Below are 26,702 nucleotides of genomic sequence, written 5' to 3' on the forward strand. Positions count from 1 at the left end.
CGTGCCTGCACGGAAACCGCAGGTTCGGTTAACCCCACCTCACACCGTGCCCGGGCGGGTGCGCCGAACCCTCACATCCGGACCCCGCCCCCGCTGAGGGCAGCGTTCCTCCCGGGAAACAGCCGTGATGCGGCCGGGTAACACCGGCACCGCACGGTGTGGTCATGACCTCGAATACGCGTGTGGTGGTGATCGGCGCCGGGCTCGCGGGCGCCCGGCTCGCCCGACGGCTCGGTGAGCTCGGCGCGTCCGGCGGCACGGCGGGCGCCCCCGCCCTGTCCGTCGAGCTCGTCGGCGAGGAGGAGCACCGCCCGTACAACCGCGTCCTGCTCGCCGAGGTCCTGGCCGGCCGGTACGCCCCCGAGGTGATCGCCCTCCCGGTGCCGGGCCGGCTGACCCGCGCCCGGGTCACCGGCATCGACCGGGCCGCGCGCACACTGCGCTGCGCGGACGGCTCGGTGATCGCATACGACACGCTGGTCCTCGCGACCGGCTCGAACCCCGTACTCCCGCCGCTGCGCGGCCTGTTCGGCCACGGCGGGCACGAACTCCCCGAAGGCGTCCACGCGTTCCGCACGATGGACGACTGCCTGGGTCTGTCGAAGGCCGTGCGGCCCGGCGCCCGCGCCGTGGTGATCGGCGGCGGCCTCCTCGGCGTCTCCGCCGCCCGCGCGCTCGCCGTGCGCGGCGCCCAGGTGGTGCTGGCCCAGCAGGCCGAACGGCTCATGGAGCGCCAGCTCGACCCGTCCGCGTCCCGGCTGGTCCACCGGCACCTGACGGAACTGGGCGTCGAGGTGCACACCGAGTGCCGGGTGCGCGACGTGCGCTGTGTCGGCGGCGCGGTCCGCTCGGTGGAGATGGCCGACGGGTACGCCCTCGACGCCGACCTCGTCGTCCTGGCCTGCGGTGTCCACCCGCGTGTGGGCCTCGCCCAGGACGCGGGACTCGCCGTCCACAAGGGCATCCTCGTCGACGACGAACTGCGTACGTCCGACCCGCACATCCGGGCGATCGGCGACTGCGCCCAGCACGAGGGCACTCTCTACGGCTTGGCCACACCGGCGCTCGAACAGGCCGACATCCTCGCCGAGTTGATCGCGGGAGACACGACTTCCCGTTACACCGGCACCCGTTCCCTGACCCGTCTCACTCTCACCGGCGGCGACACCCCCTTCGACCTCGCCGCGTTCGGCGAGCCCGAACCCCGCCCCGGCGACGACGTCATCCAGCTCGCCGACGCCACCCGCGGCACCTACCGCAAGGTCGTCGTCCGCGACGACCGCGTGGTCGGCGGCGTACTCGTCGGCGAACTCGGCACCGTCGGCGCGCTCGCCCGCGCCTGGGAGGGAGCAGAGCCGCTCCCCTCGGACGGCGCACCACTGCTCCACCTGCTCACCAACGATGGAGGCTCCTGAATGTCCACGGACGCGACGAAGGCGGCGAACGCCACCGACGGGACCGCGCACACGATCGTGCTCGTCGGACACGGCATGGTCGGCCAGCGCTTCCTCGAAGCGCTCGCCGAGCGCGGCCTGACCGCCACGCACCGCGTGGTCGTGCTGTGCGAGGAGCCCCGCCCGGCGTACGACCGGGTCCAGCTCACCTCGTACTTCTCGGGCCGCACCCCGGACGAACTCTCGCTCACCGACGAGGAGTTCATCAAGGAGCACGGCATCGAGCTGCACCTGGGCGACCCGGCCGAGTCGATCGACCGCGAGGGGCGGACCGTGACGGCCCGCTCCGGCCTGGTGATCTCGTACGACACCCTCGTCCTCGCCACCGGCTCGTACCCCTTCGTCCCGCCGGTCCCCGGCAAGGACGCCGAGGGCTGCTTCGTCTACCGCACGATCGAGGACCTCCTCGCGATCGAGGAGTACGCGAAGGCACGGGCGACGACCGGTGCGGTGGTCGGCGGCGGACTGCTCGGACTCGAAGCGGCGGGCGCGCTCAAGGGGCTCGGACTGACCACGCACATCGTGGAGTTCGCGCCGCGTCTGATGCCGGTGCAGGTGGACGACGGCGGTGGCGCCGCCCTTCTGCGCACCATCGAGGACATGGGCCTGACGGTCCACACCGGCACGGGCACACAGGAGATCGTCACCGGCGACGACGACGCCGTGACCGGCATGAAGCTTTCCGACGGCTCCGAACTCCCCACGGATCTGGTGGTGTTCTCGGCGGGTGTACGCCCCCGGGACCAGCTCGCCCGCGACACCGGGCTCGATGTCGGCGAGCGCGGCGGCATCACGGTCGACGAGCAGTGCCGCACCTCGGACCCGCACGTGTTCGCGATCGGCGAGTGCGCACTGGCGTCCGACGGCCGCGTATACGGTCTGGTCGCGCCGGGTTACGAGATGGCCGAGACCGCCGCCGCCACGATCGCGGCCGACGAGGCGAGCTTCACCGGCGCCGACCTCTCCACCAAGCTCAAGCTCCTCGGCGTCGACGTCGCGTCCTTCGGCGACGCGCACGGCGCCACCGCGGACTGCCTCGACGTCGTCTACGCCGACTCCCGCTCGGGCACGTACAAGAAGCTGGTCATAGGCCGCGACGGCGAACTGCTCGGCGGCATCCTGGTCGGCGACGCGGATGCGTACGGCACCCTGCGCGCCCTGACGGGCTCCGTGCCGCCGATCGCCCCCGAGCAGCTGGTCCTGCCGGCGGGCGCGGGTGCCCCGGTGGCCCTCGGCCCTTCCGCGCTCCCGGACTCCGCCGTCATCTGCTCCTGCCACAACGTCACCAAGGGCACGATCCGCGGCGCGGTCACCGAGCACTCCTGCACGACGGTCCCGGAAGTCAAGAAGTGCACCAAGGCCGGTACGGGCTGCGGCAGTTGCGTCAAGGTCCTCGGCCAGCTGGTCACCGCCGAGCTGGAGGCGAGCGGCGTCGAGGTCGACAAGGGCCTGTGCGGCTGCTTCTCGCAGACGCGCGAGGAGCTGTACGAGATCGTCCTGGCCCTGCGTATCACCTCGTACCAGCAACTCCTCGACCGCTACGGCCGTGAGGGCGCCCGGGGCGGCGACGGCTGCGAGACCTGCAAGCCCGCCGTCGCCTCGATCATCGCCTCGCTCGCCCCGACGGTCGGCGCGGACGGCTATGTCCTGGGCGGCGAACAGGCCGCGCTCCAGGACACCAACGACCACTTCCTCGCCAACCTCCAGAAGAACGGCTCGTACTCCATCGTGCCGCGCATCCCCGGCGGCGAGATCACCCCCGAGAAACTCATCGTGATCGGCGAGGTGGCCAGGGACTTCGGCCTCTACACGAAGATCACGGGCGGCCAGCGCATCGACATGTTCGGGGCGCGGGTGGAGCAACTCCCGCTGATCTGGGCGAGGTTGGTGGACGCCGGCTTCGAGTCGGGTCACGCGTACGGGAAGGCGCTGCGCACGGTCAAGTCGTGCGTGGGCCAGACCTGGTGCCGCTACGGCGTCCAGGACTCGGTCCGCATGGCCATCGACCTGGAGCTGCGCTACCGGGGGCTCAGGTCCCCGCACAAACTGAAGTCGGCGGTCTCCGGGTGCGCCCGCGAGTGCGCCGAGGCCCAGTCCAAGGACTTCGGCGTGATCGCCACCGCGAGCGGCTGGAACCTGTACGTCGGCGGCAACGGCGGCGCGACTCCGCGCCACGCGGACCTGCTGGCCCAGGACCTGTCCGACGCCGAACTGGTCCGCCTCATCGACCGGTTCCTGATGTTCTACATCCGTACGGCCGACCGCCTGGAACGCACATCGACCTGGCTGGAGCGGATCGAGGGCGGCCTGGACCACGTACGCGATGTGGTGGTCCACGACTCGCTGGGCATCTGCGAGGAGCTCGAGTCGCTGATGTCGGCGCACGTGGCGAACTACCGCGACGAGTGGGCCGAGACCATCAACGACCCCGAGAAACTGGCCCGGTTCGTGTCCTTCGTGAACGCCCCGGACACCCCCGACCCGGTCGTCGGCTTCGTCCCCGAGCGCGACCAGATCAAGCCCGACCTGCCGCTGCTGACCATCGGCACGCGCCCCCTGGAAGGAAGCGCCCAGCGATGACCCTGGCACCCGAGACGACCGGCCTGAAGATCCAACTGCGGCTGGAGGACAGCTGGCTGACGGTCTGTGAACTGGCCCAGCTGGTCCCCGGCCGCGGAGTCGCCGCACTCCTCCCCGACGGCCGCCAGGTCGCGGTGTTCCTGGACCGCGCGGGCCGGACGTACGCCATCGACAACCGCGACCCGTTCAGCGGAGCGGCGGTGCTCTCCCGCGGCCTGACGGGCACCCACCAGGGCCGCCCGTTCGTCGCCTCCCCTCTCCTCAAGCAGCGCTTCGACCTGGAGTCGGGGCAGTGCCTGGACGACGAGACGATGCGGGTGGCGACGTACGAGGTGCGGAGCGCCTGAGAGGCGAGAGCGACGGCGCCGGCTCCTGACCGATCGCGCTCCTGACCGATCGCGCTCCTGACTGATCACGCTCTTGACTGATCGTTCCAGAAAAACCTAGGCTACTTCACGTGGCCAGGACCAAGGAGTTCGATCCCGACGCCGCGCTGCAGGCAGCCCTGGAGCTGTTCTGGCAGCGCGGCTACGAGGCGACGTCGATGTCCGATCTCGTCGAGCGTCTCGGTGTCGGGCGGGCCAGCATCTACGCGACCTTCGGCAACAAGCACGAGCTGTACCTGAAGGCGCTGGACCGCTATCAGCAGGCGCGCGACCCGCGGCTGCTGCGCGAACTGTCCCAGCCGGGCCCCGCGCTGCCCGCCGTGCGCACGGTGGTGCGCCGCTTCGCGACCGAGGCGGCGACCGAAGGCAAGCGCCTGAGCGGCTGTTTCGTCACCAACACGGCCGCCGAGCTCGCCGCGCACGACGCGACCGCGGCCCGCCGGGTCGAGCACAGCTGGGACCACATCGAGACCGTGCTGCACTCGGCGCTCGTCCGCGCGCAGGCACAGGGAGAGCTGCCCGAGGACCGCGACCCGCGGGCGCTGGCCCGCATGCTCCTCGTCCTGATGCAGGGCCTGCGCGTGGTGGGCAAGGCCTCCACGGACCCGGCCCGCGTCCAGGACGCGGCGGAACAGGCCCTGGTACTGCTCGACTGAACCGCCCTCGCCTCGGGGGCGCTTTCGCATGCCTCCGTCCTTCACATGCCTCCATAATGAACCGATCGGTCAAGAAAAGCCGGTCGAGAAAAGAGACCTCATGTCTACGCGTTTCCTTGGCCGGACGGCCCTCGTCACCGGCGCCGGCTCCGGCATAGGCCGCGCCACCGCCCTCGCGCTCGCCACGGAAGGCGCGCAGGTCGTCGTCGCCGGGCGCACCGCGACCCCGCTCGACGAAACCGTCGCGCTGATCGAGGAGCGGGGTGGCAAGGCCCTTGCGGTGACCGCCGACGTGTCGCGCGCCGCCGACTGGCAGACCCTCGTCGCGGCGACCGTGGACCGCTTCGGCTCCCTCGACGTGGCAGTGAACAACGCGGGCGTCTTCCGCGGCGGCCAACCGCTCGCCGACCTCCCCGAGACGGACTGGCACGCACAGCTCGACACCAACGTCACCGGCGTATTCCTCGCCCTGCGGGCGGAGATCGCCCACATGCGCACGCAGCCCACCGGCGGCGCGATCGTGAACATCGCCTCCACCATCGGCCGACACACCCGCCGCCCGGGCGTCGCCGCCTACGCCGCCTCCAAGGCCGCCGTCACCGCGCTGACCCGCGCCGCCGCCCTCGACCACATCGCCGACGGCGTCCGTATCAACGCCGTCAGCCCCGGCGCCTCCGCCACCACCATGTCACTGCGCCCCGGCGAGACGGAGTCCGAGCGCGTGGAGCGCGTACGCCACGAACTGCCGCTCGGCCGCGTGTCGGCGACCGAGGAGGTGGCCGCGGCCGTCCTCTACCTGGCCTCCGACGACGCGGCGTCGGTCGTCGGCACGGACCTGGTGGTCGACAGTGGAGGTTCCCTCTGAGAGGCGAGAGCGACGAAGCGCGCTCCTCCCGGCGTCACACCGTGAGCGCGTCGTACGTCACTCCGGTCAGCCGCTCCGATGCGGCCCAAAGCCGTTCCGCCGCCGTGTCGTTCAGCGTCCATCCGGTACGCCAGGACTTTCCGGGCGAGCCGCGCCACATCGCGAACGACGGTCCGATGAACGCGTCGGGCCGCACGTCGGGGGCGGTGGCCGCGTACAGCGAGGGCAGCGCCCCGGCCTCGGCGCTCTGGGCGAAGACCCGGTTGCCGATCTCCATGAACCGCTCGGCGCCCCTGCGTCCCTCCAGCTTCGGCCCGGCGGTCTGCAGGTTGGTGGAGGCGTACCCGGGGTGCGCGGCGGCCGCGACGACATCGGAACCGCCGGCGGCGAGCCGCCGCGCCAGCTCATGGGTGAACAGGAGATTGGCGGTCTTGGACCGCGCGTAAGCGATCCACTTCCTGTACGGCCCGCGCTCGCTGTTGAGGTCGTCGATGTCGATGTTGGCCAGCGCGTGCACCATGCTGGAGACGGTCACGACCCGGGCGCCCGGGGTCCCGAGCAGCGCGGGCAGCAACAGCCCGGTGAGCGCGAAGTGCCCGAGGTGGTTGACCCCGAACTGGGTCTCGAACCCGTCGGCGGTGCGGCCGAGGGGCAGGGCCATGACGCCCGCGTTGTTGACGAGGAGATCGAGGCGGTCGTACGGGTAGGCATCCGCGAACTCCCGCACGGAGTTCAGGTCCCCGAGATCGAGCCGTACGAACTCCACGTCCGCGCCCGGCGCCTCGGCCACGAGCCGATCCCCCGCCGCATGCCCACGCGCCTCACCCCGACAGGCGAGCACGACCCGAGCGCCCTTCCGCGCCAGCTCCCGCGCCGTGACGTATCCGAGGCCGCTGTTGGCCCCGGTGACGACCGCGGTACGCCCGCTCTGATCGGGGATGTCGCTCACGTTCCAGCCTGCCATGACGGATTCCCTTTCCGGCGGTGTCCGGCACCCACGGTACGCCGCACCCGCCTCTCTCCCCCCGTCGGTCCCGCCGGATCAATTCGGGTTCGATCCGCCGCCCGACCAGCGGCAACGCTGCCCGGTTCCCCGGTCGCCGGGGCCGCGACGGTAAGCCGGAAGCCCCAAGAGGGCGGCACCCCCCGCACAGGGGTGCCGCCCTCTCTCGGTGCGCCGGGACCGCTGTCTGTCGGTGAGGGTCAGGTGACCGACGGCAGTCCCGGGGGTCTCAGGGGATCAGCGGTGGTCGCTGCCCTTCGCCGTCGACGCCGCGCGCCCCGCCTCCAGGCGGGCCACCGGGATCCGGAACGGCGAGCAGGAGACGTAGTCGAGTCCGACCTCGTGGAAGAAGTGGACCGACTCCGGGTCACCGCCGTGCTCGCCGCAGACGCCCAGCTTCAGGTCGGGGCGCGTCTCGCGGCCGGCCTTCGCCGCGGACTTCACCAGCGAACCGACGCCGTCCTTGTCGATCGTCTCGAAGGGGGAGACACCGAAGATGCCCTTCTCCAGGTATGCCGTGAAGAAGGAGGCCTCCACGTCGTCCCGGGAGAAGCCCCACACCGTCTGGGTGAGGTCGTTCGTGCCGAAGCTGAAGAACTCCGCCGCCTCCGCGATCTGACCTGCCGTCAGGGCGGCCCGCGGCAGCTCGATCATCGTGCCGATCGCCAGCTTCAGCTCCGTACCCGTCGCCGCCTGCACCTCCGCGATGACCTGGTCGGCCTCGTCGCGGACGATCTCCAGCTCCTGGACGGTTCCGACGAGCGGGATCATGATCTCCGCGCGCGGGTCGCCCTTCGCGTTCTTGCGCTCGGCGGCCGCCTCCGCGATCGCACGGACCTGCATCGTGAAGAGGCCCGGGATCACCAGGCCGAGGCGCACGCCGCGCAGGCCCAGCATCGGGTTCTGCTCGTGCAGACGGTGCACCGCCTGGAGCAGACGCAGGTCGTTCTCGTTGGAGTCCTTGCGGGACTCCGCGAGGGCCACACGGACCGACAGCTCCGTGATGTCCGGCAGGAACTCGTGCAGCGGCGGGTCCAGGAGACGGACCGTGACCGGGAGGCCGTCCATCGCCTCGAAGAGTTCGACGAAGTCCTGCTTCTGGAGCGGGAGCAGCTCCTTCAGCGAGTCCTCGCGCTCGGTGTCCGTGTCCGCCAGGATCAGGCGCTCGACCAGTTCGCGGCGGTCACCGAGGAACATGTGCTCCGTGCGGCACAGGCCGATGCCCTGGGCGCCGAAGCGACGGGCCCGCAGGGCGTCTTCCGCGTTGTCGGCGTTGGCGCGGACACGGAGGCGGCGCACCCGGTCCGCGTACGCCATGATCCGGTGCACCGCGGCGACCAGCTCATCCGCGTCGTCGGCACCGGCGTGCATCCGGCCCTCGAAGTACTCGACGACCGGCGACGGGACGACCGGGACCTCGCCCAGGTACACCTTGCCGGTGGAGCCGTCGATGGAGATGAGGTCGCCCTCCTCCACGACGTGCCCGCCGGGCACCGTCATCCGGCGCCGCTTGGTGTCGACCTCCAGCTCCTCGGCGCCGCAGACACAGGTCTTGCCCATGCCGCGCGCCACGACGGCCGCGTGGGAGGTCTTGCCGCCGCGGGAGGTCAGGATGCCCTCCGCCGCGATCATGCCGTCGAGGTCGTCCGGGTTGGTCTCACGGCGGACGAGGATGACCTTCTCGCCGGAGCGCGACCACTTCACCGCGGTGTACGAGTCGAAGACCGCCTTGCCGACCGCCGCGCCCGGCGAGGCAGCGATGCCGCGGCCGACCTGCTCGACCTTGGCCTCGTCGTCGAAGCGCGGGAACATCAGCTGGGCGAGCTGCGCGCCCGTCACCCGCTGGAGCGCCTCCGCCTCGTCGATCAGGCCCTGGTCCACCAGCTGCGTGGCGATACGGAACGCCGCACCCGCCGTGCGCTTGCCGACGCGGGTCTGGAGCATCCACAGCTGGCCGCGCTCGATGGTGAACTCGATGTCGCAGAGATCCTTGTAGTGGTTCTCCAGGGTCTCCATGATCTGCATGAGCTGGTCGTACGACTTCTTGTCGATCTGCTCCAGCTCCGCGAGCGGAACCGTGTTGCGGATGCCCGCCACCACGTCCTCGCCCTGCGCGTTCTGCAGGTAGTCGCCGTACACGCCCTGGTGGCCGGAGGCCGGGTCGCGGGTGAAGGCGACGCCCGTGCCCGAGTCGGGGCCCAGGTTGCCGAAGACCATCGAGCAGATGTTGACCGCCGTACCGAGGTCGTGCGGGATGCGCTCCTGGCGGCGGTACAGCTTCGCGCGGTCGCCGTTCCACGAGTCGAAGACCGCCTTGATGGCGAGGTCCATCTGCTCGCGCGGGTCCTGCGGGAAGTCGCGACCGGCCTCGGTCTTGACGATCTTCTTGAACTTGGTGACGAGCTTCTTCAGGTCGCCCGCTTCGAGGTCCGTGTCGACCGTGACCTTCTTGGCGTCCTTGGCCGCCTCCAGGGCGTCCTCGAAGAGCTCCCCGTCCACGCCGAGGACCGTCTTGCCGAACATCTGGATGAGGCGGCGGTACGAGTCCCACGCGAAGCGCTCGTCGCCGGCCTGCTTGGCCAGGCCCTGGACCGACTTGTCGGAGAGGCCGATGTTCAGGACCGTGTCCATCATGCCCGGCATGGAGAATTTCGCCCCGGAACGGACGGATACGAGCAGAGGGTTGTCGGCCTGGCCGAGCTTCTTGCCCATCTTCGTTTCGAGAGCTTCGAGGTGCGCACTCACCTCGTCACGCAGTGCCGCCGGCTCCTCGCCACTGTCGAGGTACGTCTTGCACGCCTCGGTGGTGATGGTGAAGCCGGGAGGGACGGGAAGGCCCAGGTTGGTCATCTCGGCAAGGTTCGCACCCTTGCCGCCAAGGAGGTCCTTGAGGTCCTTGTTGCCCTCGGTGAAGTCATAAACGAACTTCACGCCCTCGACGCCGCTCTCAGCTACGTGGGGATCTTTGTTTTCCGACACGAGTCTCGACTCCTCGACGTCGCGGTGGCTGCCCTGACGACGGGGAACATACCCAGATCGAAGGCGCCTGGGTACGTCCACTTGCGCGTCATGCGCCTGTAACCACTCGTCCGCCAGCAGATCGAAAGTCAAAGCTTGGCAAGCGCTGACGAACAGATGTTTTCACTTCTTGAACGCATCAACACCCGTAGACCCGGATTTTCGCTCAGATGAGCAGCTGTCGGCACGTCTGATTTCGATCGATGAACGATCAAGGGGTGGCACTGAGTGCCACCCCTTGGAGAAGTGCAGTCGCTCATGATCCGCTCATCTGAGCGTACCCCTTATCAAGGGTGGCGAGAATCACGCTGCCACAGGCGCCCAGATTTCACCATGCGGACGGGTATCCGGACGGAAACACAGCTGTCACAGAGACCTTCGGAGGCTCATACGCCGAGCGCCCGCAACCGCTCCTCGGCCCGCTCCGGCGCGTACAGGTACTCCACGACCAGTGCCCCGGCCCCGACCAGGCCGGCCCGCTCGCCCAGCCGCGAGGTCACTACGTCCAGATGAGCGGTGGAGCGGGGCAGCGCCCGCTGGTACAGCAGCTCGCGCACCCCGGTGAGGAAGGGGGTTCCGGCCAAATCCCCGGCGATCATCAGCACGCCGGGGTTGAGCAGCGTGACCACGGTGGCCAGTACGTCACCGACCTGCCGCCCCGCCTCCCGGGCGAGTGCCATCGCCTCCGGGTGCCCGGCCGTCAGCAGGTCGCGCACATCTGAGCCGGAGGCGGCCGGAACCCCGGACTCGGCGAGCCGTCGCGCCACCGCGCCACCGCTGGCTACTGCGGCCAGGCAGCCGTGCGAGCCGCACCGGCACAGCGCGTCGGCACCCACCCGGATGTGCCCGATGTCCCCGGCGCCTCCGTCGATGCCCCGGTAGATGGCACCGCCCACGACCATGCCCGCGCCGATACCGGTGGAGACCTTGACCAGGGCGAACGCCGAACAGTCCGGGTATCCGGTGCGCTGTTCGCCGTACGCCATGAGGTTGGCGTCGTTGTCGACGAGTACCGGGATGTCCGCCCTGGCGCCCGAGCGCTCGGCGAAGGCGCGGCCCAGGCGTCCCCTTATGTCGTAGCCGTCCCAGCCCGGCATGATCGGCGGCTGTACGACGCGGCCGGTGTCGCTGTCGACGGGGCCCGGCACCGCGAGGCCGATGCCGCACACCGCGTCCGCCGGGTGCCCGGCCTTCTCCAGCAGTTCGGCGAACCAGCGCCCGAGTTCGCCGAGGACCGCCTCCGGGCCCTCGTCGATCACGAGGACGCCGGAGTGCTCGGCCAGGATCTCGCCGGTCAGGGTGAGGACGGCCGCCCGGCCGTGCCGAGTGTCCAGGTCGGCGGCGAGGACGACGGCGTGGGCGTCGTCGAACTCAAGGGTGATGGAGGGGCGGCCGCCCAGCGGCGAATCCACCGGACCCCCCGCGCCCTCGCGCAGCCAGCCCGCGCGGAAGAGCCGGTCGAGCCGCTGGCCGACCGTGGCCCGCGACAGGCCGGTGGCCTGTTGCAGCGCGCCGCGCGTCGTGGCGCGGCCACTGCGCACCAGTTCGAGCAGATCTCCGGCGCTTGCCTGATTCCCGGCCTTCACGGTTCTCCCTGCCCTTCCTGTCATGCGCACCCCCTTGCGTTCCTCAACTCTGCATTACATATTGAGTTTTGCGTGTTAAATAGACGTAACCCTACGGTAGCTACTGCCGAACTGGTCGGCCGGACGTCTTCGGGGAGACCTGAGTGGACAGCACAACCCAGCTCACCGCCCTGCGCATGGGCATCACCACCCCCGTGCGCACCTCCGGCACTCCCGTGCACACCTCCGGCCCGCCCTCTTCGCCCGGTCCGGGCGAGATCAGCCATTCCGGATCGCTTGTATACGATCCCGCCGACCCGACGGGTTCCCTGCACCTCAGGGCCGCCCGGGTCCTGAACGGCAACTGGACGGGAACGTCCACGGTGCCCTCGCGCGGTCTGTATCCGCACCAGTGGTCGTGGGACTCCGCGTTCATCGCGATCGGACTACGCCATCTGTCGCCGCTGCGGGCACAGACGGAGCTGGAGACCCTGCTCGGCGCGCAGTGGGCCGACGGGCGGATCCCGCACATCGTGTTCAACCCCTCCGTGCCGCTGGACGCGTACTTCCCGAGCCCCGACTTCTGGCGCTCCTCGACCGCGGGGCGCGCTGCGGGCGCCCCGCGCACCGTACAGACGTCGGGCATCGTGCAGCCACCGGTGCACGCGCTCGCCGTGTGGCTGGTGCACCGGGCCGACCCGGGGCTGTCCCGGGCCCGCTCCTTCCTCCACCGGATGTATCCCCGCCTGGCGGCCTGGCACCGCTATCTCCTGCACCGCCGGGACCTGGGCGGCGGGGGTCTCGCCTCCGTGGTCCACCCCTGGGAACAGGGCATGGACAACAGCCCGTGCTGGGACGCCCCGCTGAGCCGGATCACGCCGGCCCCGGCCCGCTCCTTCCGCCGTGCCGACCTCGACCACGGGGCCCCCGAGGACCGTCCGACCGACCTCGACTACGGGCGGTACGTGCGCCTCGCCGCCGACTACCGCGACCGCGGGTACGCCGATGGCGGCGGCGACTTCGCGGTCGAGGACCCGGCGTTCAACGCCCTGCTGATCGCGTCGGAGCACGCGCTGGCGCGCATCGCGCAGGAGCTGGGCGCGGCGGGGACGGCCCGGCACGCGCGGGCCGAACGCCTGACGGCGGCGCTGGTGGATCGGCTGTGGGATCCGGCGGAGGGGATGTTCTTCTGCCGGGATGTGTATGGCGGGGGCAGGGGCGAGAGCGGTGCTCTCGAATCGGAGCAGGGGTCACAGAGCGGTGCTCGCATTCCGGAGCGGCGCTCGCAGAGCGGTGCTCTCGGTTTGGAGCGGCGCTCGCAGAGCGGTGCTCACGCCGTGGAGCAGCGCTTCCAGAGCAGTGCTCACGCTTCGGAGCGGCGCTCTCCCAGTGGTGCCCTGATCCCCGAGCGCAGTGTCGCCGGGCTGCTCCCGCTCATCCTCCCCGCACTGCCCCGCGACATCGCCGCCACCCTCGTACGCACCGCGAGCGGCCGACACTTCGGGCTCGGCGGAGCGACACGGCTCGTGCCGAGTTACGACCTGACCGGGCACGCGTTCGATCCGCACCGGTACTGGCGGGGGCCGGCCTGGTTCAACACCAACTGGCTGCTGGAGCGGGGGCTGCGGCTGCACGGGGAGCACGCGCGGGCGGACGGACTGCGGGCCGCGCTGCTCGACACGGCCGGGGAGTCCGGGTTCGCGGAGTATGTGGACCCGTACACCGGCGAGGCCTGCGGAGCGCTCGGCTTCAGCTGGACGGCCGCGCTGACGCTGGACCTGCTGCACGAGCCCTCGGGGGCGGACCAGGTCGTGTCCCACCCGGGGCACGACGCGTTCGACAAGACACACGGCTCCACGGGGCACAGCACAACACGACACAGCGCATTCGAGACGGGCGCCAAGGGAGGGGACCGGGGATGACGGACCGGCATCATCTGCTCGTGCACGGTGGGACGTTCGCCGCCGTGGGCGACGGCGGGGACATCAGCGGCGTGCGGGGCGGCAGCTCCCCGGACGGGTTATTCGTACGGGACGCCCGGCACCTCAGCCGCTGGCAGCTCACCGTCGACGGCGCGGTGCCCGAGGCGCTCACACCGGTCGCGGACGGCGACACGGCACGCTGCGTGCTGGTGCCGCGCGGCGGCCGCACCGAGCCGCCCGCGTACACGCTCTTCCGTGAACAGGCCGTCGCCGACAGCGCGTTCGTGGAGGCGTTGCGCGTCACCAGCAATCGTCCGACGCCCACGACGGTCCGTATCGCGGTCACCGCGGACGCGGACTTCACGGACCAGTTCGAGCTGCGCTCCGACTACCGTACGTACGCCAAGACGGGCGTGGTCCGCCAGCGCCAAGTCCTCGACGACGGGGTGGAGTTCAGCTACCGGCGCGGTGAGTGGCGGTCCTGTACGACGGTCACCGCCGAGCCCGCCCCTGACGGCGTCGAGGAGACGGGCACGGGCGCGCGTCGGCTCGTATGGACCCTGGATCTCGAACCGCACGGTTCGGCGGAGCTGTCGCTGCGGGTCGCGGCGCGTCCGCACGGTGCCGCGCACGATCCGCGGGTACCACTCTCCCCCGCTGCCGCCAACGAGCAACTCCTCGCTCTGGAGGGCGAGTTCGCGGAGGGCGTGCCGTTCCCGACCGGCTGGCCGGAGCTGGCCGCGGCCTGCGCGCGGGGCCTGTCCGACCTGGCGGTGCTGCAGGTCCCGGCGACGGGCCCGGACGGTGAGGAGCTGCGCGTCCCGGCGGCCGGAGTGCCGTGGTTCCTCACCCTGTTGGGCCGCGACGCCCTCCTGACCTCCCTCTTCGCGCTCCCCTACCGCCCCCAGCTCGCCGCCGCCACCCTGCCCGCGCTGGCCGCGACCCAGGCGACGGAGACGGGAGCCGAGGCGGTGGCCCAGCCCGGCAAGATCGTGCACGAGGTGCGGCACGGTGAGCTGGCGCACTTCGGGCAGGTGCCGTACGGGCGTTATTACGGTTCGGTCGACGCGACGCCGCTGTTCCTGGTGCTGCTCGGCGCGTACACCGAGCAGACCGGTGATGTCACCCTGGCCCGGCGCCTGGAGGCCAACGCCCGCGCAGCGATCGGCTGGATGCTGGACCACGGCGGGCTGACCTCGCGCGGCTATCTCGTCTACCGCGCGGACGGCGGCGGCCTCGCCAACCAGAACTGGAAGGACTCCCCGGGCGCCATCTGCTCGGCCGACGGCAGCCGCCCCACCGGCCCGGTGATGGCGGCGGGCGCGCAGGGATACGCGTACGACGCCCTGCGCCGCACCGCGCACCTGGCCCGCACGGTCTGGGACGACGAGGTCTACGCGGCCCTGCTCGAACAGGCCGCCGGTGACCTGCGCGACCGCTTCCAGCGGGACTTCTGGATGGCCGAACACACCTTCCCGGCACTGGCGTTGGACGGCGACGGCCACCACGTCGACGCGCTCGCCTCCGACGCGGGCCACCTCCTGTGGTCCGGGCTCCTGGACAAGGAGTACGGCGAACTGGTCGGCCGCCGTCTGCTGGAGCCGGATTTCTTCTCCGGCTGGGGCGTGCGCACGCTGGCCGCCGATCAGCCGGCGTACCACCCGCTCTCGTACCACCGCGGCTCGGTCTGGCCGCACGACAACGCGCTGATCACGCTGGGGTTGGCGCGGTACGGACTGCACGACGAGGCCCGTACGGTCGCCCATGCCCTCGTCGACGCCGCGACCGCCGCAGGACACCGCCTTCCCGAGGTCCTCGCGGGCTACGGCCGCGACACCCACGGCGAGCCGGTGCCCTACCCGCACGCGTGCGTACGGGAGTCGAGGTCGGCGGCGGCACCACTGGCGCTGCTCACGGCGGTGGGAGGCGCTTGATTCCCTCAGTTTTCCTTGCCCATTGAGCGATGAGGAGTTGATCTTTCCGGGGAGCGCGGGCCCCGTGTGGACCGGCATCAGCCCCCGGAGGTGTCCAGCTCCGCATCCTCGCTGATCCCCGCGCAGTCGTACGGGTCCTTCAGCCAACCGTCCGGCAGGACGACCCTGTTGTTGCCGGAGGTACGGCCGCGGGGTCCGTCCGCGCCGAGGGGCCAGGGCTGGTCGAGGTCCAACTCGGCCAGGCCCTCGGAGAGTTCGGCGAGCGACGAGGTGATCGCGAGGCGCTTGCGCATTTCGGAGCCGACCGCGAAGCCCTTCAGGTACCAGGCGACGTGCTTGCGGAAGTCGATGACACCGCGCGCCTCGTCGCCGATCCACTCACCGAGCAGGGTGGCGTGGCGGACCATGACGGCCGCGACCTCGCGGAGCGTCGGGCGGGCGTAGCCGTCCGTACGGCCTTCGAAGGCGGCCACCAGGTCGCCGAACAGCCACGGCCGGCCCAGGCAGCCGCGCCCGACCACGACACCGTCGCACCCGGTCTCCCGCACCATCCGTACCGCGTCCTCCGCGGACCAGATGTCGCCGTTGCCGAGCACCGGGATCTCCGGCACGTGCTCCTTGAGGCGCGCGATGGCGTCCCAGTCCGCCGTGCCGCCGTAGTGCTGCGCGGCGGTGCGTCCGTGCAGCGCGATCGCGGTCACGCCCTCTTCTACCGCGATCCGGCCGGCGTCGAGGAACGTGATGTGGTCGTCGTCGATGCCCTTGCGCATCTTCATCGTGACGGGCAGGTCTCCGGCGCCGCTGACGGCCTCGCGCAGGATCGCCCGCAGCAGGTTCCGCTTGTACGGGAGGGCCGAGCCGCCGCCCTTGCGGGTCACCTTCGGGACCGGGCAGCCGAAGTTCAGGTCGATGTGGTCGGCAAGACCCTCCTCCGCGATCATGCGGACGGCCTTGCCGACGGTCGCCGGGTCCACGCCGTACAGCTGGATCGAGCGCGGCTTCTCGCTCGCGTCGAAGTGGATCAGCTGCATGGTCTTCTCGTTGCGCTCGACGAGCGCCCGCGTAGTGATCATCTCGCTCACGAACAGGCCCTTGCCGCCGCTGAACTCGCGGCACAGCGTGCGGAACGGCGCGTTCGTGATCCCCGCCATGGGCGCGAGGACGACGGGCGGCTGCACCGTGTGGGGGCCGATCGACAACGGGGTCGCGGGAGCGAGGGTCGGCGTGGACATTCCCCCATTGTCGCGTACGGCGACGTGTGCTCGTACGGCCCTATGTCACGTACCACGACGCGTGCCCGTACGGCCCTATGTCGCGCGCTGCGACGCGTGCTCGTACGGCCCTGGGGCGGGTGCCTGCCGAGATGCGAGACAGAAGATCATGTAGCGGTCATTAGTTAGACGCACTATTGAAAACGGCGTACCCTGGTGGAATGCCCGAGCTCAGCCCTCGTCACCGGATGCTGGTGCTCGCGATCTGCTGTATGAGCCTGCTGATCGTGAGCCTCGACAACACGGTTCTGAACGTCGCCCTGCCCTCGATGCAGAAGGAACTGCACGCGAGCGTGGCGGGCCTGCAGTGGACGATCGACGCGTACACCCTGGTGCTGGCCTCGCTGTTGATGCTCGCGGGCTCGACCGCGGACCGCATCGGGCGGCGCAAGGTCTTCATGGCGGGCCTGATCATCTTCACGATCGGCTCGGTGCTCTGCTCCCTCGCCCCGAACCTCGACTCCCTCATCGCCTTCCGCATGGTGCAGGCGGTCGGCGGTTCGATGCTGAACCCGGTGGCGATGTCGATCATCACCAACACCTTCACGGACCCGCGCGAGCGCGCCCGCGCGATCGGTGTGTGGGGCGGCGTGGTCGGCATCTCGATGGCTGCCGGGCCGCTGGTCGGCGGCCTGCTCGTGGACTCGGTCGGCTGGCGGTCGATCTTCTGGATCAACCTCCCGGTGGGCCTGGCCGCGCTCCTGCTCACCCTGCGCTACGTCCCCGAGTCCCGCGCGCCCAAGGCCCGCCGCCCCGACCCGGTCGGCCAGTTCCTCGTCATCGCCCTGCTCGGCTCGCTGACGTACGCGATCATCGAGGCGCCCAGCTCCGGCGCCCTGAAGACCCTCGCCTTCGGCGTGATCGCCGTCGCCGCGCTGCTCGGCCTGCTGCGTTACGAGCCCCGGCGCGCCGAACCCCTCATCGACCTGCGCTTCTTCCGCTCGGCGCCGTTCAGCGGGGCCACGGTCATCGCCATCAGCGCGTTCGCGGCGCTCAGCGGCTTCCTGTTCCTGTCGACGCTCTATCTGCAGAACGTCCGCGGCCTGGACGCGCTGCACGCGGGCCTGTGGATGCTGCCGATGGCGGCCATGTGCTTCGTGTGCGCGCCCGTGTCGGGCCGGCTGGTCGGCAGCCGCGGCCCGCGCTTCTCGCTCCTGGTCGCCGGGGTCGCGATGACCGCGAGCGGCATCCTCTTCGCCGCCTTCGAGGCCGAGACCTCGAACGCCACACTGGTCCTCGGTTACGTCCTCTTCGGCCTGGGCTTCGGCTTCGTGAACGCCCCCATCACCAACACCGCCGTCTCCGGCATGCCCCGCAGCCAGGCGGGCGTCGCCGCCGCCGTCGCCTCGACCAGCCGCCAGATCGGCGGCACCCTCGGCGTCGCCGTGGTCGGCGCCGTGCTGGCCTCCGGAGTGGGGGCGTCGGCATACAAGGACACGTTCGTGTCGGCCGCCCGCCCCGGCTGGTGGATCATCGCCGGGTGCGGTCTGGCGGTCCTGGTCCTGGGCGCGCTGACCAGCGGACGCTGGGCACGCGGGACGGCCGTGCGGACGGCGCAACAGCTGGAGTCCCCGGAGGTACGGGACCCGGTGGGCGTACGGGCCCAGGACGCACCCGCCGCCTAGGCGATCACCACCGGCTCGACGGTCGCCGCCGGCTCGACGATCTGCGTCGGCTCGATGGTCTAGGCAGCCTCGGCCTCCGCCGTCAGCGCGCTCTCGTACAGCTGCTCCAAGCGCTCGCGGCTCTCCTCGTCCGTGGGGGCGTACGTCACCATCCGGGCGCCCATGTCGGGGGCCAGCCACAGGTCGGTGTGGTCGAGGGTGAGCAGCCCGACGTACGGGTTGAGGAACTGCTTGGTCTTGCTGCGGGCGCCGCCGACCACCTCGTACCGCTCCCAGATCTCCCGGAATTCCGCCGACTCCGTCTTCAGCCGCTTGACCAGCATCTTCCAGGCAGGTTCACCGAGGTGTCCGGCCATCGAGGCGCGCAGCTTGGCGGCCATCATGCGCATGGTCTCGTCGAGGAGCACGATCGATTTGCGCCACTCCTCGTTCGTGTAGACGAGGATCATGCAGTTGCGGTCCTCGGGCGGTATGGCGTCGAGGTCGCTCATCATCAGGCGGGCGTACGTGCGGTTGTACGCGAGGATGTCGTACCGGCTGTTCTGGATGCAGGCCGGGACCGGCTCCAGCTGGGTCAGCATCAGGCGCAGGGCCGGAGTGATGGTCGGGCACTGCGCGGCGGGCGAGGGGTCGATGGCGCCGGCCAGCTGGAAGAGGTGGGCGCGCTCGCTGGAGTCGAGGAGCAGGGTGCGGGCCAGGGCGTCGAGGACCTGCTCGGAGACCTGGATGTCACGGGCCTGTTCGAGCCAGGTGTACCAGGTGACGCCGACGGCGGAGAGCTGCGCCACCTCCTCGCGGCGCAGGCCCGGGGTGCGTCGGCGGCGGCCACGGGGCAGTCCGACCTGCTCGGGCGTGATGCGTTCGCGGCGGTTGCGCAGGAAGGCGGCGAGCTCGTGCCGCCGGATCTCGCTGCCGCGGGGGGCAGCGGTGCCGTGCGGCTGCGGGGGCTCGGGGGTGCCCACCGGCGCCGACGTCGTGCCCGTCGGGGCAGGGCCGCTGGTCGTCGTCTCCTGCGCCATGGTCGTCATGCCTCCAGCCTGCCGCTCACCGGAACCTGTTTCCAGGTACTGCTTCTACCAGGATAAGAAGACTCTGGTACCAGCCTGAGGCCGGGAGAAGGCTGGAGCACGTGACCGAAACCGGAACTATCACGACCCCAGTCCGTTCCCCTGTCGCACCACCCGTGCTCGGCGGCCTCGGACTCTTCACCGTGCTGCTCGGTGCGGCACTGCCGCTCATCGACTTCTTCATCGTCAACGTAGCCCTGCCGACCATCGGCCGTGACCTGAACGCGAGCGAGGCCGTCCTCGAACTCGTCGTCGCCGGCTACGGAGTCGCGTACGCCGTCCTGCTCGTCCTGGGCGGACGCCTCGGCGACCTCTTCGGGCGGCGTCAGTTCTTCCTCGGCGGCATGGCGGCCTTCGGCCTGACCTCGCTGGCGTGCGGGCTCGCGCCCACCGCCTGGACGCTGGTGGCGGCGCGTGTCGCGCAGGGCGCGGCATCCGCGGCGATGCTGCCGCAGGTGCTCGCCACCATCCAGTCGGCGACCGCGGGCCCGCGCCGTGCGAAGGCCATGGGTCTGTACGGGGCCACGGCCGGCCTGTCCATGGTGACCGGGCAGATCCTCGGCGGCGTCCTGGTCGCGGCGGACATCGCCGGTACCGGCTGGCGCGCGGTCTTCCTCGTCAACGTGCCCGTCGTGATCCTCGGCCTGATCCTGGCCGCGCGTGCCGTGCCCGAGACGCGCTCGCAGCGCCCGGAGCCGATCGACGCGCCGGGCACGGTACTGCTCGCGATCTCCCTGGTGACGCTCCTCGCCCCGCTGACGGAGGGCAGGGCGGCGGGCTGGCCCCTGTGGACGTGGGTATCACTCGCTCTGTTCCCCGTCGCGGCGGCGGCGTTCTACTTCGTCGAACGCCGGGAGGACCGCAGCGGCCGCACACCCCTGGTCCCGCCGAGCCTCTTCTCCCTGCTCTCCCTGCGCCGCGGCCTGGTGATGATCGTTCCGTTCTCGATCGGCTTCAGCGGGTTCATGTTCGTGATCGCGGTGGCGTTGCAGCGGGGTGCGGGCCTCGGTCCGGTGCCCGCGGGCCTGGCTCTCGCGCCCATGGCGGTCGTCTTCTTCGTCGTCTCCCTGTGCGGCCCCCGGCTGGTCGCCCGGTACGGCACCCGGATCGTCACCGTAGGCGGGCTGATCCAGGCGGTGGGCGTGGCCCTTCTGGTGGTGACCGCGTGGCGGTCCTGGCCGAACCTCGGAGTATGGGAGCTGGCGCCGGGCGCGGCGGTCGCGGGCGCGGGCCAGGCCCTCCAACTCCCCGTCATCTTCCGCATCATCCTCTCCGAGGTCCCGCCCGCCCGCGCCGGCGTCGGCAGCGGCGTCATGATCACCACCCAGCAGTCGGCCCTCGCCCTCGGCGTCGCCACCCTGGGCACCCTTTTCCTCTCCTTGGTACCGGGTCACGGCATGCAGGACGCCCTCGTGACAACCCTCCTGGTCCAGCTGGCGGGCGTGGCCCTGACGACGGCCTTGAGCCTGCGCCTGCCGCGCACGATCAGCTGAGCGCGCGGGCCGATCCCGGGCCGGGCGCAGGACGACCTCCCCGAGCGCGCCCCTCCCGCCGCCTACGCGGGTGGAGCGACCAGCGTCTGCGACTGGTGCGCGCGGCGAAGGGCGTCCGTGACGAAGCCGTTCGTCTTCAGTTCCTCGACGAGGTCGCGGAGGAAGCGGACGGTCTCGGGGCGACGGGTCGTGGTCGTGCCGACCGCCTGGCGGATCTGCGTGAATCGGTCCTCGATCAGGCGGAGTTCGGGGTGCCGTGTGACGAACTCGGTCATCGGCTGCCTGATGCCGGCGGCGACCTCCAGGCCCTCGGTGCGGAACACCTCGACTCCTTCCTCCCCGCGCACCACGCTCGCGTGCCGGAGGGTGCGGGAGAGGAAGAGGTCGTAGGCGGAACCGCGCTTCACACCGATCCGTACGCCGGGACGGTCCACGTCCGCGACGGTGGTGAGGTCCGAGTCACGGGGCACGGCGTACACGCCCTCGATCACGACGTACGGCGCCGTGAAGGCGACCTCGGCCTCGCGTGCGGGCTCGACGGCCAGGAAGCAGATGTCGGCGCGGCCTTCCGCCATCGCCTCGTACGACTTGCGCGCGGCGTCGAAGCAGAGGAGTTCGACGGGCAGTTTCAGCCGGGCGCCGATCTCGCGCGCGAGGTCGACGGTGATGCCGGCCGGAGCCGCCGGGGTGCCCTGGGCGAGTACCGGATTGCCCAGGTTGATCGAGGCCCGCAGGGTGCCGTTCGGGGCGAGGTCCTTGGCGATGGCGGCAGTTCCGGTCCCGGTCGTCATGGAGCGGAGTGTAGGTTCAACGTACCCACCGCCGCCGTAGAGACCGCCGAGGGACACCTGACCCCTTCATGAACGCGACCGACCCCACACGGAACTCGCCACCGAAGAACCCCCGTTGATCTTCGCCATGCTGCACACTCCTTGCTGCGCAAGCGAAGCGGTAACACCTGGAGGTGTCATGCTGCAGATCAACACGAGCAAGGTAAGCCGCTGGGACCAGCACGGCCGCGAGCACGTCGTACGCGTCCAACGAGCGGGCGTACAACGCACGATCAGATGCGACACCTGCGGGTGGCGCAAGGCCGCGCAGTTCCTGCCGTGGCTGAAGGCGGAGGAACACCTGGCGGAGGCGCATCAGGCGACGGTGGATCCGACGGAGGCGTAGGCCCGGCGGGCAGCCCCCGCCGGGCGCCGGTCAGCGGCGCAGTCCGCGCAGGACCAGGTCGACGACCGCCGTGAACTCGGCTTCGATGCCCGGCTGTTCCCACTCGTGGGCGTAACACGGATCGTGGAAGCGGTTCGTGGCGTCGAAGATCGCGCGGGCCGTCGCGGCGGAGTCGCCTTCCACGGCCGTGAAATCGCCCTCCTGCACGCCGCGGAACACGATCTGCGTCAGCTGCTCGACGAGGTCGGTGATGTGTTCCTGGACCACGGCACTGGCCTCGCCGAGCAGCACCGAGTACGTGGCGAACAGCTCGGGATCGTCGCCCGCCTTGTGCCGCTTGGCCGTGAACAGCGCGCCCAACCAGTGCCGCAGGGCCACGGGAGGCGTCTGGGTCGGAATGTTGACGATCTCCTCCAGCATCTGCGACGTACGGTCCAGCCAGCGCTTCGTGACCGCCTCCCGCAGCGCCGCCTTCGTACGGAAGTGTCGGTAGACGCTGCCGTGGCTGACGCCGAGCGCGCGGGCCACGTCCACCACGGTGGCCTTGGCCGGGCCGTGGCGGCGCAGCACCTCCTCGGTCGCTTCGAGGATGCGCTCGGCGGTCAGTGCTTCGGTGGTCGGTGCCATGACGAAGACCGTACCTGCCGGTACCGTCAGCGCTCCGTGCCGAGGTGCGACATCTGCGCCTGCGGGTAGCGGTCACCGGCCGCGGCGCCCTCGGGTACGGCCTGCTCGATCGCGGTGAGGTCGCCCGCCTCGAGCGTGACGTCCAGCGCGCCCAGCGCCTCCGCCAGACGCTCCCGGGTCCGCGAGCCGACCAGCGGCACGATGTCCTCGCCCCGAGACAGCACCCAGGCGATCGCGATCTGCGCCACCGAGACGCCCTTCTGCTCGGCGACCTTCCGCAGCGCCTCGACGAGGCCGAGGTTGTGCCGGAGGTTGTCGCCCTGGAAGCGGGGGCTCATGGAACGGAAGTCGGTCGGGGCCAGCTGCCGGTCCGGCGTGAAGTGCCCGGAGATCAGACCGCGCGACAGCACTCCGTACGCCGTGATGCCGATGCCCAGCTCACGCGTGGTCGGCAGGACCTCGTCCTCGATGCCGCGCGAGATGAGCGAGTACTCGATCTGCAGGTCCGAGATGGGCGCGGTGGCGGCGGCCCGGCGGATGGTGTCCGCGCCGACCTCGCTCAGGCCGATGTGCCGTACGTGCCCGGCCTCCACCAGCTCCGCGATCGCGCCGACCGTCTCCTCGATCGGCACGTTGGGGTCGGCCCGCGCGATCCGGTACACGTCGATGTGGTCCACGCCGAGACGCTGCAGCGAGTACGCGGCGAAGTTCTTCACGGCGGCCGGGCGACCGTCGTATCCCGACCAGCCGCCGTCCGGGTCGCGCAGCGCGCCGAACTTCACGCTGGTCAGCGCCTGCTCACGCCGCGCCGCGGGGGCCGCGCGCAGCGCCTCGCCGATCAGCATCTCGTTGTGACCCATGGCGTAGAAGTCACCGGTGTCGAGCAGGGTCACGCCGGCCTCCAGGGCGGCGTGGATCGTCGCAATGGACTCGGTCCGGTCGGCCTCGCCGTACAGCGCGGACATGCCCATGCAGCCGAGGCCGAGGGCGGAGACCTGGGGGCCGGTGGTTCCGAGGGGGCGGGTTTGCATGAGGACTCCTTGGGTGTCCGTGGTGGGTGATGCGTCCACCATGGCATGACAGATGACAGATTTCAATATCTGTCAGCTGTTATCTGTCATCTGATATCTGTCATCCGTCAGCTGTTATCCGTTACCTGTCATCCGTCAGCTGTCAGCTGTCATCCGTTATCTGCCAGCCGTCAGCCGTCACCCGTCAGCTGTCATTCGTCAGCCGTGCCGCCCCCTCCGGCCCGACCGACCCCACAGACCCAGCCCTCATCTGGTCCAGACCTATTGACGACAGGTCTGGACCGCGCGACTGTCATGCCTACGACACATACGGCACCTACGACACCTCGCCGCACCCCCACCGGGAGGCCTCGCATGATCCGTCGCAAGCTGCGCCTGCTCGCCGTCGCGCTGACGGCAACCGTCCTCGTCCCACTGTCGATCGCCACCGCCCCCACCGCATCCGCGGCGGACACCTGCGCCGTGAAGTCCCGCCCGGCCGGCAAGGTCCTCCAGGGCTACTGGGAGAACTGGGACGGCTCGTCCAACGGTGTGCACCCGCCCTTCGGGTGGACGCCGATCACCGACTCCCGTATCGCCGCGCACGGCTACAACGTGATCAACGCGGCGTTCCCGGTCATCCGCTCCGACGGCACCGCGCTGTGGGAGGACGGGATGGACACGGGCGTGAAGGTGGCGACACCGGCCGAGATGTGCGCGGCCAAGGCGTCCGGCCGGACGATCCTGCTGTCCATCGGCGGGGCGGCGGCCGGGATCGACCTCAGTTCGTCCACGGTGGCCGACCGGTTCGTCGCGACGATCGTGCCCATCCTGAAGAAGTACAACTTCGACGGGATCGACATCGACATCGAGACGGGTCTCGTCGGCAGTGGCACCATCGGCCAACTCTCCACCTCGCAGGCCAACTTGATCCGCATCATCGACGGGGTGCTGTCCCAGATGCCGTCCAACTTCGGGCTGACCATGGCGCCCGAGACCGCGTACGTCACGGGCGGCAGCATCACGTACGGCTCGATATGGGGCGCGTATCTGCCGATCGTCAAGAAGTACGCGGACAACGGGCGCCTGTGGTGGCTGAACATGCAGTACTACAACGGCAGCATGTACGGCTGCTCCGGCGACTCGTACTCCGCGGGCACCGTCCAGGGTTTCACCGCCCAGACCGACTGCCTGAACAGGGGCCTTGTCGTCCAGGGCACCACCATCAAGGTGCCCTACGACAAGCAGGTGCCCGGACTCCCCGCGCAGTCGGGCGCCGGCGGCGGCTACATGTCACCGAGCCTCGTCTCCCAGGCCTGGAAGCACTACGGCACCAGCCTCAAGGGTCTGATGACCTGGTCGATCAACTGGGACGGCTCGAAGAACTGGACGTTCGGCGACAACGTGAAGACCCTGCAGGGCCGTTGACGCTCCAGTGCCGTACTTGGCGAGTCCGGCCAAGTACGGCACTCAGTCGTCGGCATCCCGAATCGCACCGTTGACGACGCGGTTGAGCATGAGAGCTCGGCACGCCGCTGGACTGCTCAAGCCACGGGAGGCGCTCGGCCCGGGAATACCGTGTCGCCATGGTGCGCGCCGGTGGCTCCCAGGCCGATCGAACGGACAGGCCTGCGGCTTCGGGCCGGCCCCTGGCCCCGCTTCTCGCGGTCTGCGCGGGCTACTTCATGGTCATCCTGGATGTGACCGTCATCAACGTCGCCGTTCCGGTGGTGGGACGGGAACTGTCGGCCTCGCTCACGGGGATCCAGTGGATCACGGACGGCTACACCCTGGTCTTCGCCGGTCTGCTGCTCACCGGCGGCGCGCTGGGCGACCGGCTGGGCAACCGCCGGATCTTCTGCACCGGGGTGGTGGTGTTCACCGTCGCCTCGGCCGGCTGCGGACTGGCCCGGAGTACAGGCACCCTGGTCGCCGCGCGGCTGTTGGAAGGACTCGGCGCGGCACTGATCGTGCCCGGCTCCCTGGCCCTCCTGCAACAGGCCTATCCCTCAGCCTCCGAGCGCTCTCGGGCCTTCGGCCTGTGGGGCTCCATGGCGGGCATCGCCGCCTCCGCCGGCCCTCTGCTGGGCGGCCTCCTGGTCACCACCGTGGGCTGGCGCTGGGTGTTCTTCATCAACCTGCCCGTCGGATGCGCGTGCCTGTGGCTGACGCTGCGCCATGTGCCCGCTTCGGCCCGGCGCAGGGACCGCCCGGTGGACTGGCCGGCCCAGTGCGCGCTCATCGCGATGGTGGCCCTGCTGACGGCCGTCCTCAACGAGGCCGGACGACGTGGCTGGACGGACCCGCTGATCCTCATGGGGGCCGGTTTGTGCCTGCTGGCGGCCGCCGCGTTCGTCCTGCGCGAGCATCTGGCCCGCGCCCCTGTGCTGCCCCTGCGACTGCTGCGCTCCCGCCCGATGAGCGGGGGAGCGGCCATCGGCCTGCTGTTCAACTTCGCCTTCTACGGCATGATCTTCACCGCCAGCGTGTACTTCCAGCATCATCGCGGCCTGACCGCGCTGCGCACCGGGATCGCCCTCTTCCCGGCGGTGGCCATGACCATGTTCGCCTCCATCCTGTCCGGGCGGCTGGCACGCCGCACCGGACACCGCCCGCTTGTGGTCACGGGCATGCTCCTGGGAGCGGCAGGTCTGGCGGGCTGGGCCGCCGCCGGCCCGAACCCGGACTACGTCCTGCTCGTGGCGCCGATGATGGCGGCGGGCTTCGGCACGTCCTTCGCCCTCACCGGATCAACCGCCACCGTGATGGCGGCCGCCCCGGACAAGTACTCCGGTACCGCCTCCGCCCTGTTCAACACCACCCGTCAGATCGGCAGCGCCACAGGCGTCGCGCTGGGAGGCTCACTGCTGGCGGGCGCCGCCGGCTTCACCACCGGGCTGCGGACCAGCATGGCCATCGGCGCGGCCGCGTACCTGACGGCCGCCGCCCTCGCGCTCTTCTGCGTCCCGCAGAAGGCACCTCGCACGGTCACCGACTGAACAGCGGCGGGGCCAGGGCAGGTACGCCGAAGAACGGGACATTCACGGCGT

19 protein-coding genes and 1 pseudogene are annotated in these 26,702 nt (G+C 70.6%); 12 read left to right on the top strand and 8 right to left on the bottom strand.

The features are described from left to right. Nucleotides 1-164: 164 nt before the first annotated feature. The 5 genes from AB5J53_RS16635 to AB5J53_RS16655 all read left to right on the top strand — a co-directional run bounded on the left by AB5J53_RS16635 (nt 165) and on the right by AB5J53_RS16655 (nt 5,941). Entirely contained in the window at nt 165-1,415 is a 1,251-nt protein-coding gene (locus AB5J53_RS16635) for an NAD(P)/FAD-dependent oxidoreductase (protein ID WP_369246435.1), read from the top strand. Next, the gene (nirB, locus tag AB5J53_RS16640) at nt 1,416-4,034 is read left to right on the top strand and encodes a nitrite reductase large subunit NirB (protein ID WP_369246436.1); all 2,619 of its coding nucleotides are present in this window, start codon (nt 1,416-1,418) and stop codon (nt 4,032-4,034) included. It abuts the gene before it with no gap. After that, nucleotides 4,031-4,381 carry a nitrite reductase small subunit NirD gene (gene nirD, locus AB5J53_RS16645; RefSeq protein ID WP_369246437.1) on the top strand — a complete coding sequence of 117 codons (351 nt, stop codon included), beginning with the start codon at nt 4,031-4,033 and terminating at the stop codon, nt 4,379-4,381. Before nirB ends, nirD begins: the two co-directional genes overlap by 4 nt. A 110-nt stretch (nt 4,382-4,491) precedes the next feature. Beyond that, nucleotides 4,492-5,076, top strand: coding sequence for a TetR/AcrR family transcriptional regulator (locus AB5J53_RS16650; RefSeq protein ID WP_369246438.1), 585 nt, complete (start codon nt 4,492-4,494; stop codon nt 5,074-5,076). 100 nt (nt 5,077-5,176) lie between these two features. Next, nucleotides 5,177-5,941 carry an SDR family NAD(P)-dependent oxidoreductase gene (locus tag AB5J53_RS16655; protein ID WP_369246439.1) on the top strand — a complete coding sequence of 255 codons (765 nt, stop codon included), beginning with the start codon at nt 5,177-5,179 and terminating at the stop codon, nt 5,939-5,941. 34 nt (nt 5,942-5,975) lie between these two features. Here the strand turns inward: AB5J53_RS16655 and AB5J53_RS16660 are convergent, their stop codons facing one another. The 3 genes from AB5J53_RS16660 to AB5J53_RS16670 form a co-directional block, all read right to left on the bottom strand. Then, nucleotides 5,976-6,905, bottom strand: coding sequence for an oxidoreductase (locus AB5J53_RS16660; protein WP_369246440.1), 930 nt, complete (start codon nt 6,903-6,905; stop codon nt 5,976-5,978). 276 nt (nt 6,906-7,181) lie between these two features. Continuing rightward, on the bottom strand, nt 7,182-9,923 hold the full coding sequence (ppdK, locus tag AB5J53_RS16665) for a pyruvate, phosphate dikinase (RefSeq protein WP_369246441.1): 2,742 nt from the start codon (nt 9,921-9,923) through the stop codon (nt 7,182-7,184). A gap of 425 nt (nt 9,924-10,348) precedes the next feature. Beyond that, a complete protein-coding gene (locus AB5J53_RS16670) occupies nt 10,349-11,572 on the bottom strand; it encodes an ROK family protein (protein WP_369246442.1) in 1,224 nt (407 codons plus the stop codon). 119 nt (nt 11,573-11,691) lie between these two features. Between AB5J53_RS16670 and AB5J53_RS16675 the strand changes: the two genes are divergently transcribed. Together AB5J53_RS16675 and AB5J53_RS16680 are read left to right on the top strand one after the other, a co-directional pair. Beyond that, nucleotides 11,692-13,449 (top strand): hypothetical protein, encoded by a 1,758-nt coding sequence (locus tag AB5J53_RS16675; RefSeq protein WP_369246443.1) that lies wholly within the window; start codon nt 11,692-11,694, stop codon nt 13,447-13,449. Then, the gene (locus AB5J53_RS16680) at nt 13,446-15,383 is read left to right on the top strand and encodes a glycogen debranching N-terminal domain-containing protein (protein ID WP_369246444.1); all 1,938 of its coding nucleotides are present in this window, start codon (nt 13,446-13,448) and stop codon (nt 15,381-15,383) included. Before AB5J53_RS16675 ends, AB5J53_RS16680 begins: the two co-directional genes overlap by 4 nt. 77 nt (nt 15,384-15,460) lie before the next feature. Here the strand turns inward: AB5J53_RS16680 and dusB are convergent, their stop codons facing one another. Then, entirely contained in the window at nt 15,461-16,615 is a 1,155-nt protein-coding gene (gene dusB, locus AB5J53_RS16685) for a tRNA dihydrouridine synthase DusB (RefSeq protein WP_369246445.1), read from the bottom strand. A gap of 200 nt (nt 16,616-16,815) precedes the next feature. On the opposite strand from dusB, the gene AB5J53_RS16690 reads away from it, so the two are divergent. After that, complete coding sequence (locus AB5J53_RS16690; protein ID WP_369246446.1) at nt 16,816-18,279, top strand: MFS transporter; 1,464 nt, start codon at nt 16,816-16,818, stop codon at nt 18,277-18,279. A 59-nt stretch (nt 18,280-18,338) separates the two neighbouring features. Here the strand turns inward: AB5J53_RS16690 and AB5J53_RS16695 are convergent, their stop codons facing one another. Then, nucleotides 18,339-19,307, bottom strand: a complete 969-nt coding sequence (locus tag AB5J53_RS16695; protein ID WP_369246447.1) for a helix-turn-helix transcriptional regulator — start codon at nt 19,305-19,307, stop codon at nt 18,339-18,341. A 101-nt stretch (nt 19,308-19,408) separates the two neighbouring features. Between AB5J53_RS16695 and AB5J53_RS16700 the strand changes: the two genes are divergently transcribed. After that, nucleotides 19,409-20,839, top strand: coding sequence for an MFS transporter (locus tag AB5J53_RS16700; protein ID WP_369246448.1), 1,431 nt, complete (start codon nt 19,409-19,411; stop codon nt 20,837-20,839). Nucleotides 20,840-20,901: 62 nt separating this feature from the next. On the opposite strand, the gene AB5J53_RS16705 is transcribed toward AB5J53_RS16700, so the two are convergent. Next, nucleotides 20,902-21,630, bottom strand: coding sequence for a transporter substrate-binding domain-containing protein (locus tag AB5J53_RS16705; protein ID WP_369246449.1), 729 nt, complete (start codon nt 21,628-21,630; stop codon nt 20,902-20,904). A 178-nt stretch (nt 21,631-21,808) separates the two neighbouring features. On the opposite strand from AB5J53_RS16705, the gene AB5J53_RS16710 reads away from it, so the two are divergent. Next, nucleotides 21,809-22,015 carry a hypothetical protein gene (locus AB5J53_RS16710; protein ID WP_369246450.1) on the top strand — a complete coding sequence of 69 codons (207 nt, stop codon included), beginning with the start codon at nt 21,809-21,811 and terminating at the stop codon, nt 22,013-22,015. A 30-nt stretch (nt 22,016-22,045) separates the two neighbouring features. On the opposite strand, the gene AB5J53_RS16715 is transcribed toward AB5J53_RS16710, so the two are convergent. Together AB5J53_RS16715 and AB5J53_RS16720 are read right to left on the bottom strand one after the other, a co-directional pair. Further along, nucleotides 22,046-22,642: a TetR family transcriptional regulator gene (locus AB5J53_RS16715; protein WP_369246451.1), complete on the bottom strand. Its 597-nt coding sequence runs from the start codon at nt 22,640-22,642 to the stop codon at nt 22,046-22,048. 26 nt (nt 22,643-22,668) lie between these two features. After that, nucleotides 22,669-23,704: pseudogene (locus AB5J53_RS16720) on the bottom strand (aldo/keto reductase). Nucleotides 23,705-24,027: 323 nt separating this feature from the next. Here AB5J53_RS16720 and AB5J53_RS16725 point away from each other — a divergent pair. After that, nucleotides 24,028-25,080 (top strand): chitinase, encoded by a 1,053-nt coding sequence (locus AB5J53_RS16725; protein WP_369246452.1) that lies wholly within the window; start codon nt 24,028-24,030, stop codon nt 25,078-25,080. A 221-nt stretch (nt 25,081-25,301) separates the two neighbouring features. Further along, nucleotides 25,302-26,651 (top strand): MFS transporter, encoded by a 1,350-nt coding sequence (locus AB5J53_RS16730; protein WP_369252274.1) that lies wholly within the window; start codon nt 25,302-25,304, stop codon nt 26,649-26,651. Nucleotides 26,652-26,702: the final 51 nt, after the last annotated feature.

Source organism: Streptomyces sp. R41 (genome assembly GCF_041053055.1).
Taxonomy (GTDB): Bacteria; Actinomycetota; Actinomycetes; order Streptomycetales; family Streptomycetaceae; genus Streptomyces.

Bases quoted from the DNA above. Each gene is read 5' to 3' on its own strand.
- AB5J53_RS16635 (WP_369246435.1), top strand. From the start codon at position 165: ATGACCTCGAATACGCGTGTGGTGGTGATCGGCGCCGGGCTCGCGGGC.
- nirB (WP_369246436.1), top strand. From the start codon at position 1,416: ATGTCCACGGACGCGACGAAGGCGGCGAACGCCACCGACGGGACCGCG.
- nirD (WP_369246437.1), top strand. From the start codon at position 4,031: ATGACCCTGGCACCCGAGACGACCGGCCTGAAGATCCAACTGCGGCTG.
- AB5J53_RS16655 (WP_369246439.1), top strand. From the start codon at position 5,177: ATGTCTACGCGTTTCCTTGGCCGGACGGCCCTCGTCACCGGCGCCGGC.
- AB5J53_RS16660 (WP_369246440.1), bottom strand. From the start codon at position 6,905: ATGGCAGGCTGGAACGTGAGCGACATCCCCGATCAGAGCGGGCGTACC.
- AB5J53_RS16670 (WP_369246442.1), bottom strand. From the start codon at position 11,572: ATGACAGGAAGGGCAGGGAGAACCGTGAAGGCCGGGAATCAGGCAAGC.
- AB5J53_RS16680 (WP_369246444.1), top strand. From the start codon at position 13,446: ATGACGGACCGGCATCATCTGCTCGTGCACGGTGGGACGTTCGCCGCC.
- dusB (WP_369246445.1), bottom strand. From the start codon at position 16,615: ATGTCCACGCCGACCCTCGCTCCCGCGACCCCGTTGTCGATCGGCCCC.
- AB5J53_RS16690 (WP_369246446.1), top strand. From the start codon at position 16,816: ATGCCCGAGCTCAGCCCTCGTCACCGGATGCTGGTGCTCGCGATCTGC.
- AB5J53_RS16695 (WP_369246447.1), bottom strand. From the start codon at position 19,307: ATGACGACCATGGCGCAGGAGACGACGACCAGCGGCCCTGCCCCGACG.
- AB5J53_RS16705 (WP_369246449.1), bottom strand. From the start codon at position 21,630: ATGACGACCGGGACCGGAACTGCCGCCATCGCCAAGGACCTCGCCCCG.
- AB5J53_RS16710 (WP_369246450.1), top strand. From the start codon at position 21,809: ATGCTGCAGATCAACACGAGCAAGGTAAGCCGCTGGGACCAGCACGGC.
- AB5J53_RS16715 (WP_369246451.1), bottom strand. From the start codon at position 22,642: ATGGCACCGACCACCGAAGCACTGACCGCCGAGCGCATCCTCGAAGCG.
- AB5J53_RS16725 (WP_369246452.1), top strand. From the start codon at position 24,028: ATGATCCGTCGCAAGCTGCGCCTGCTCGCCGTCGCGCTGACGGCAACC.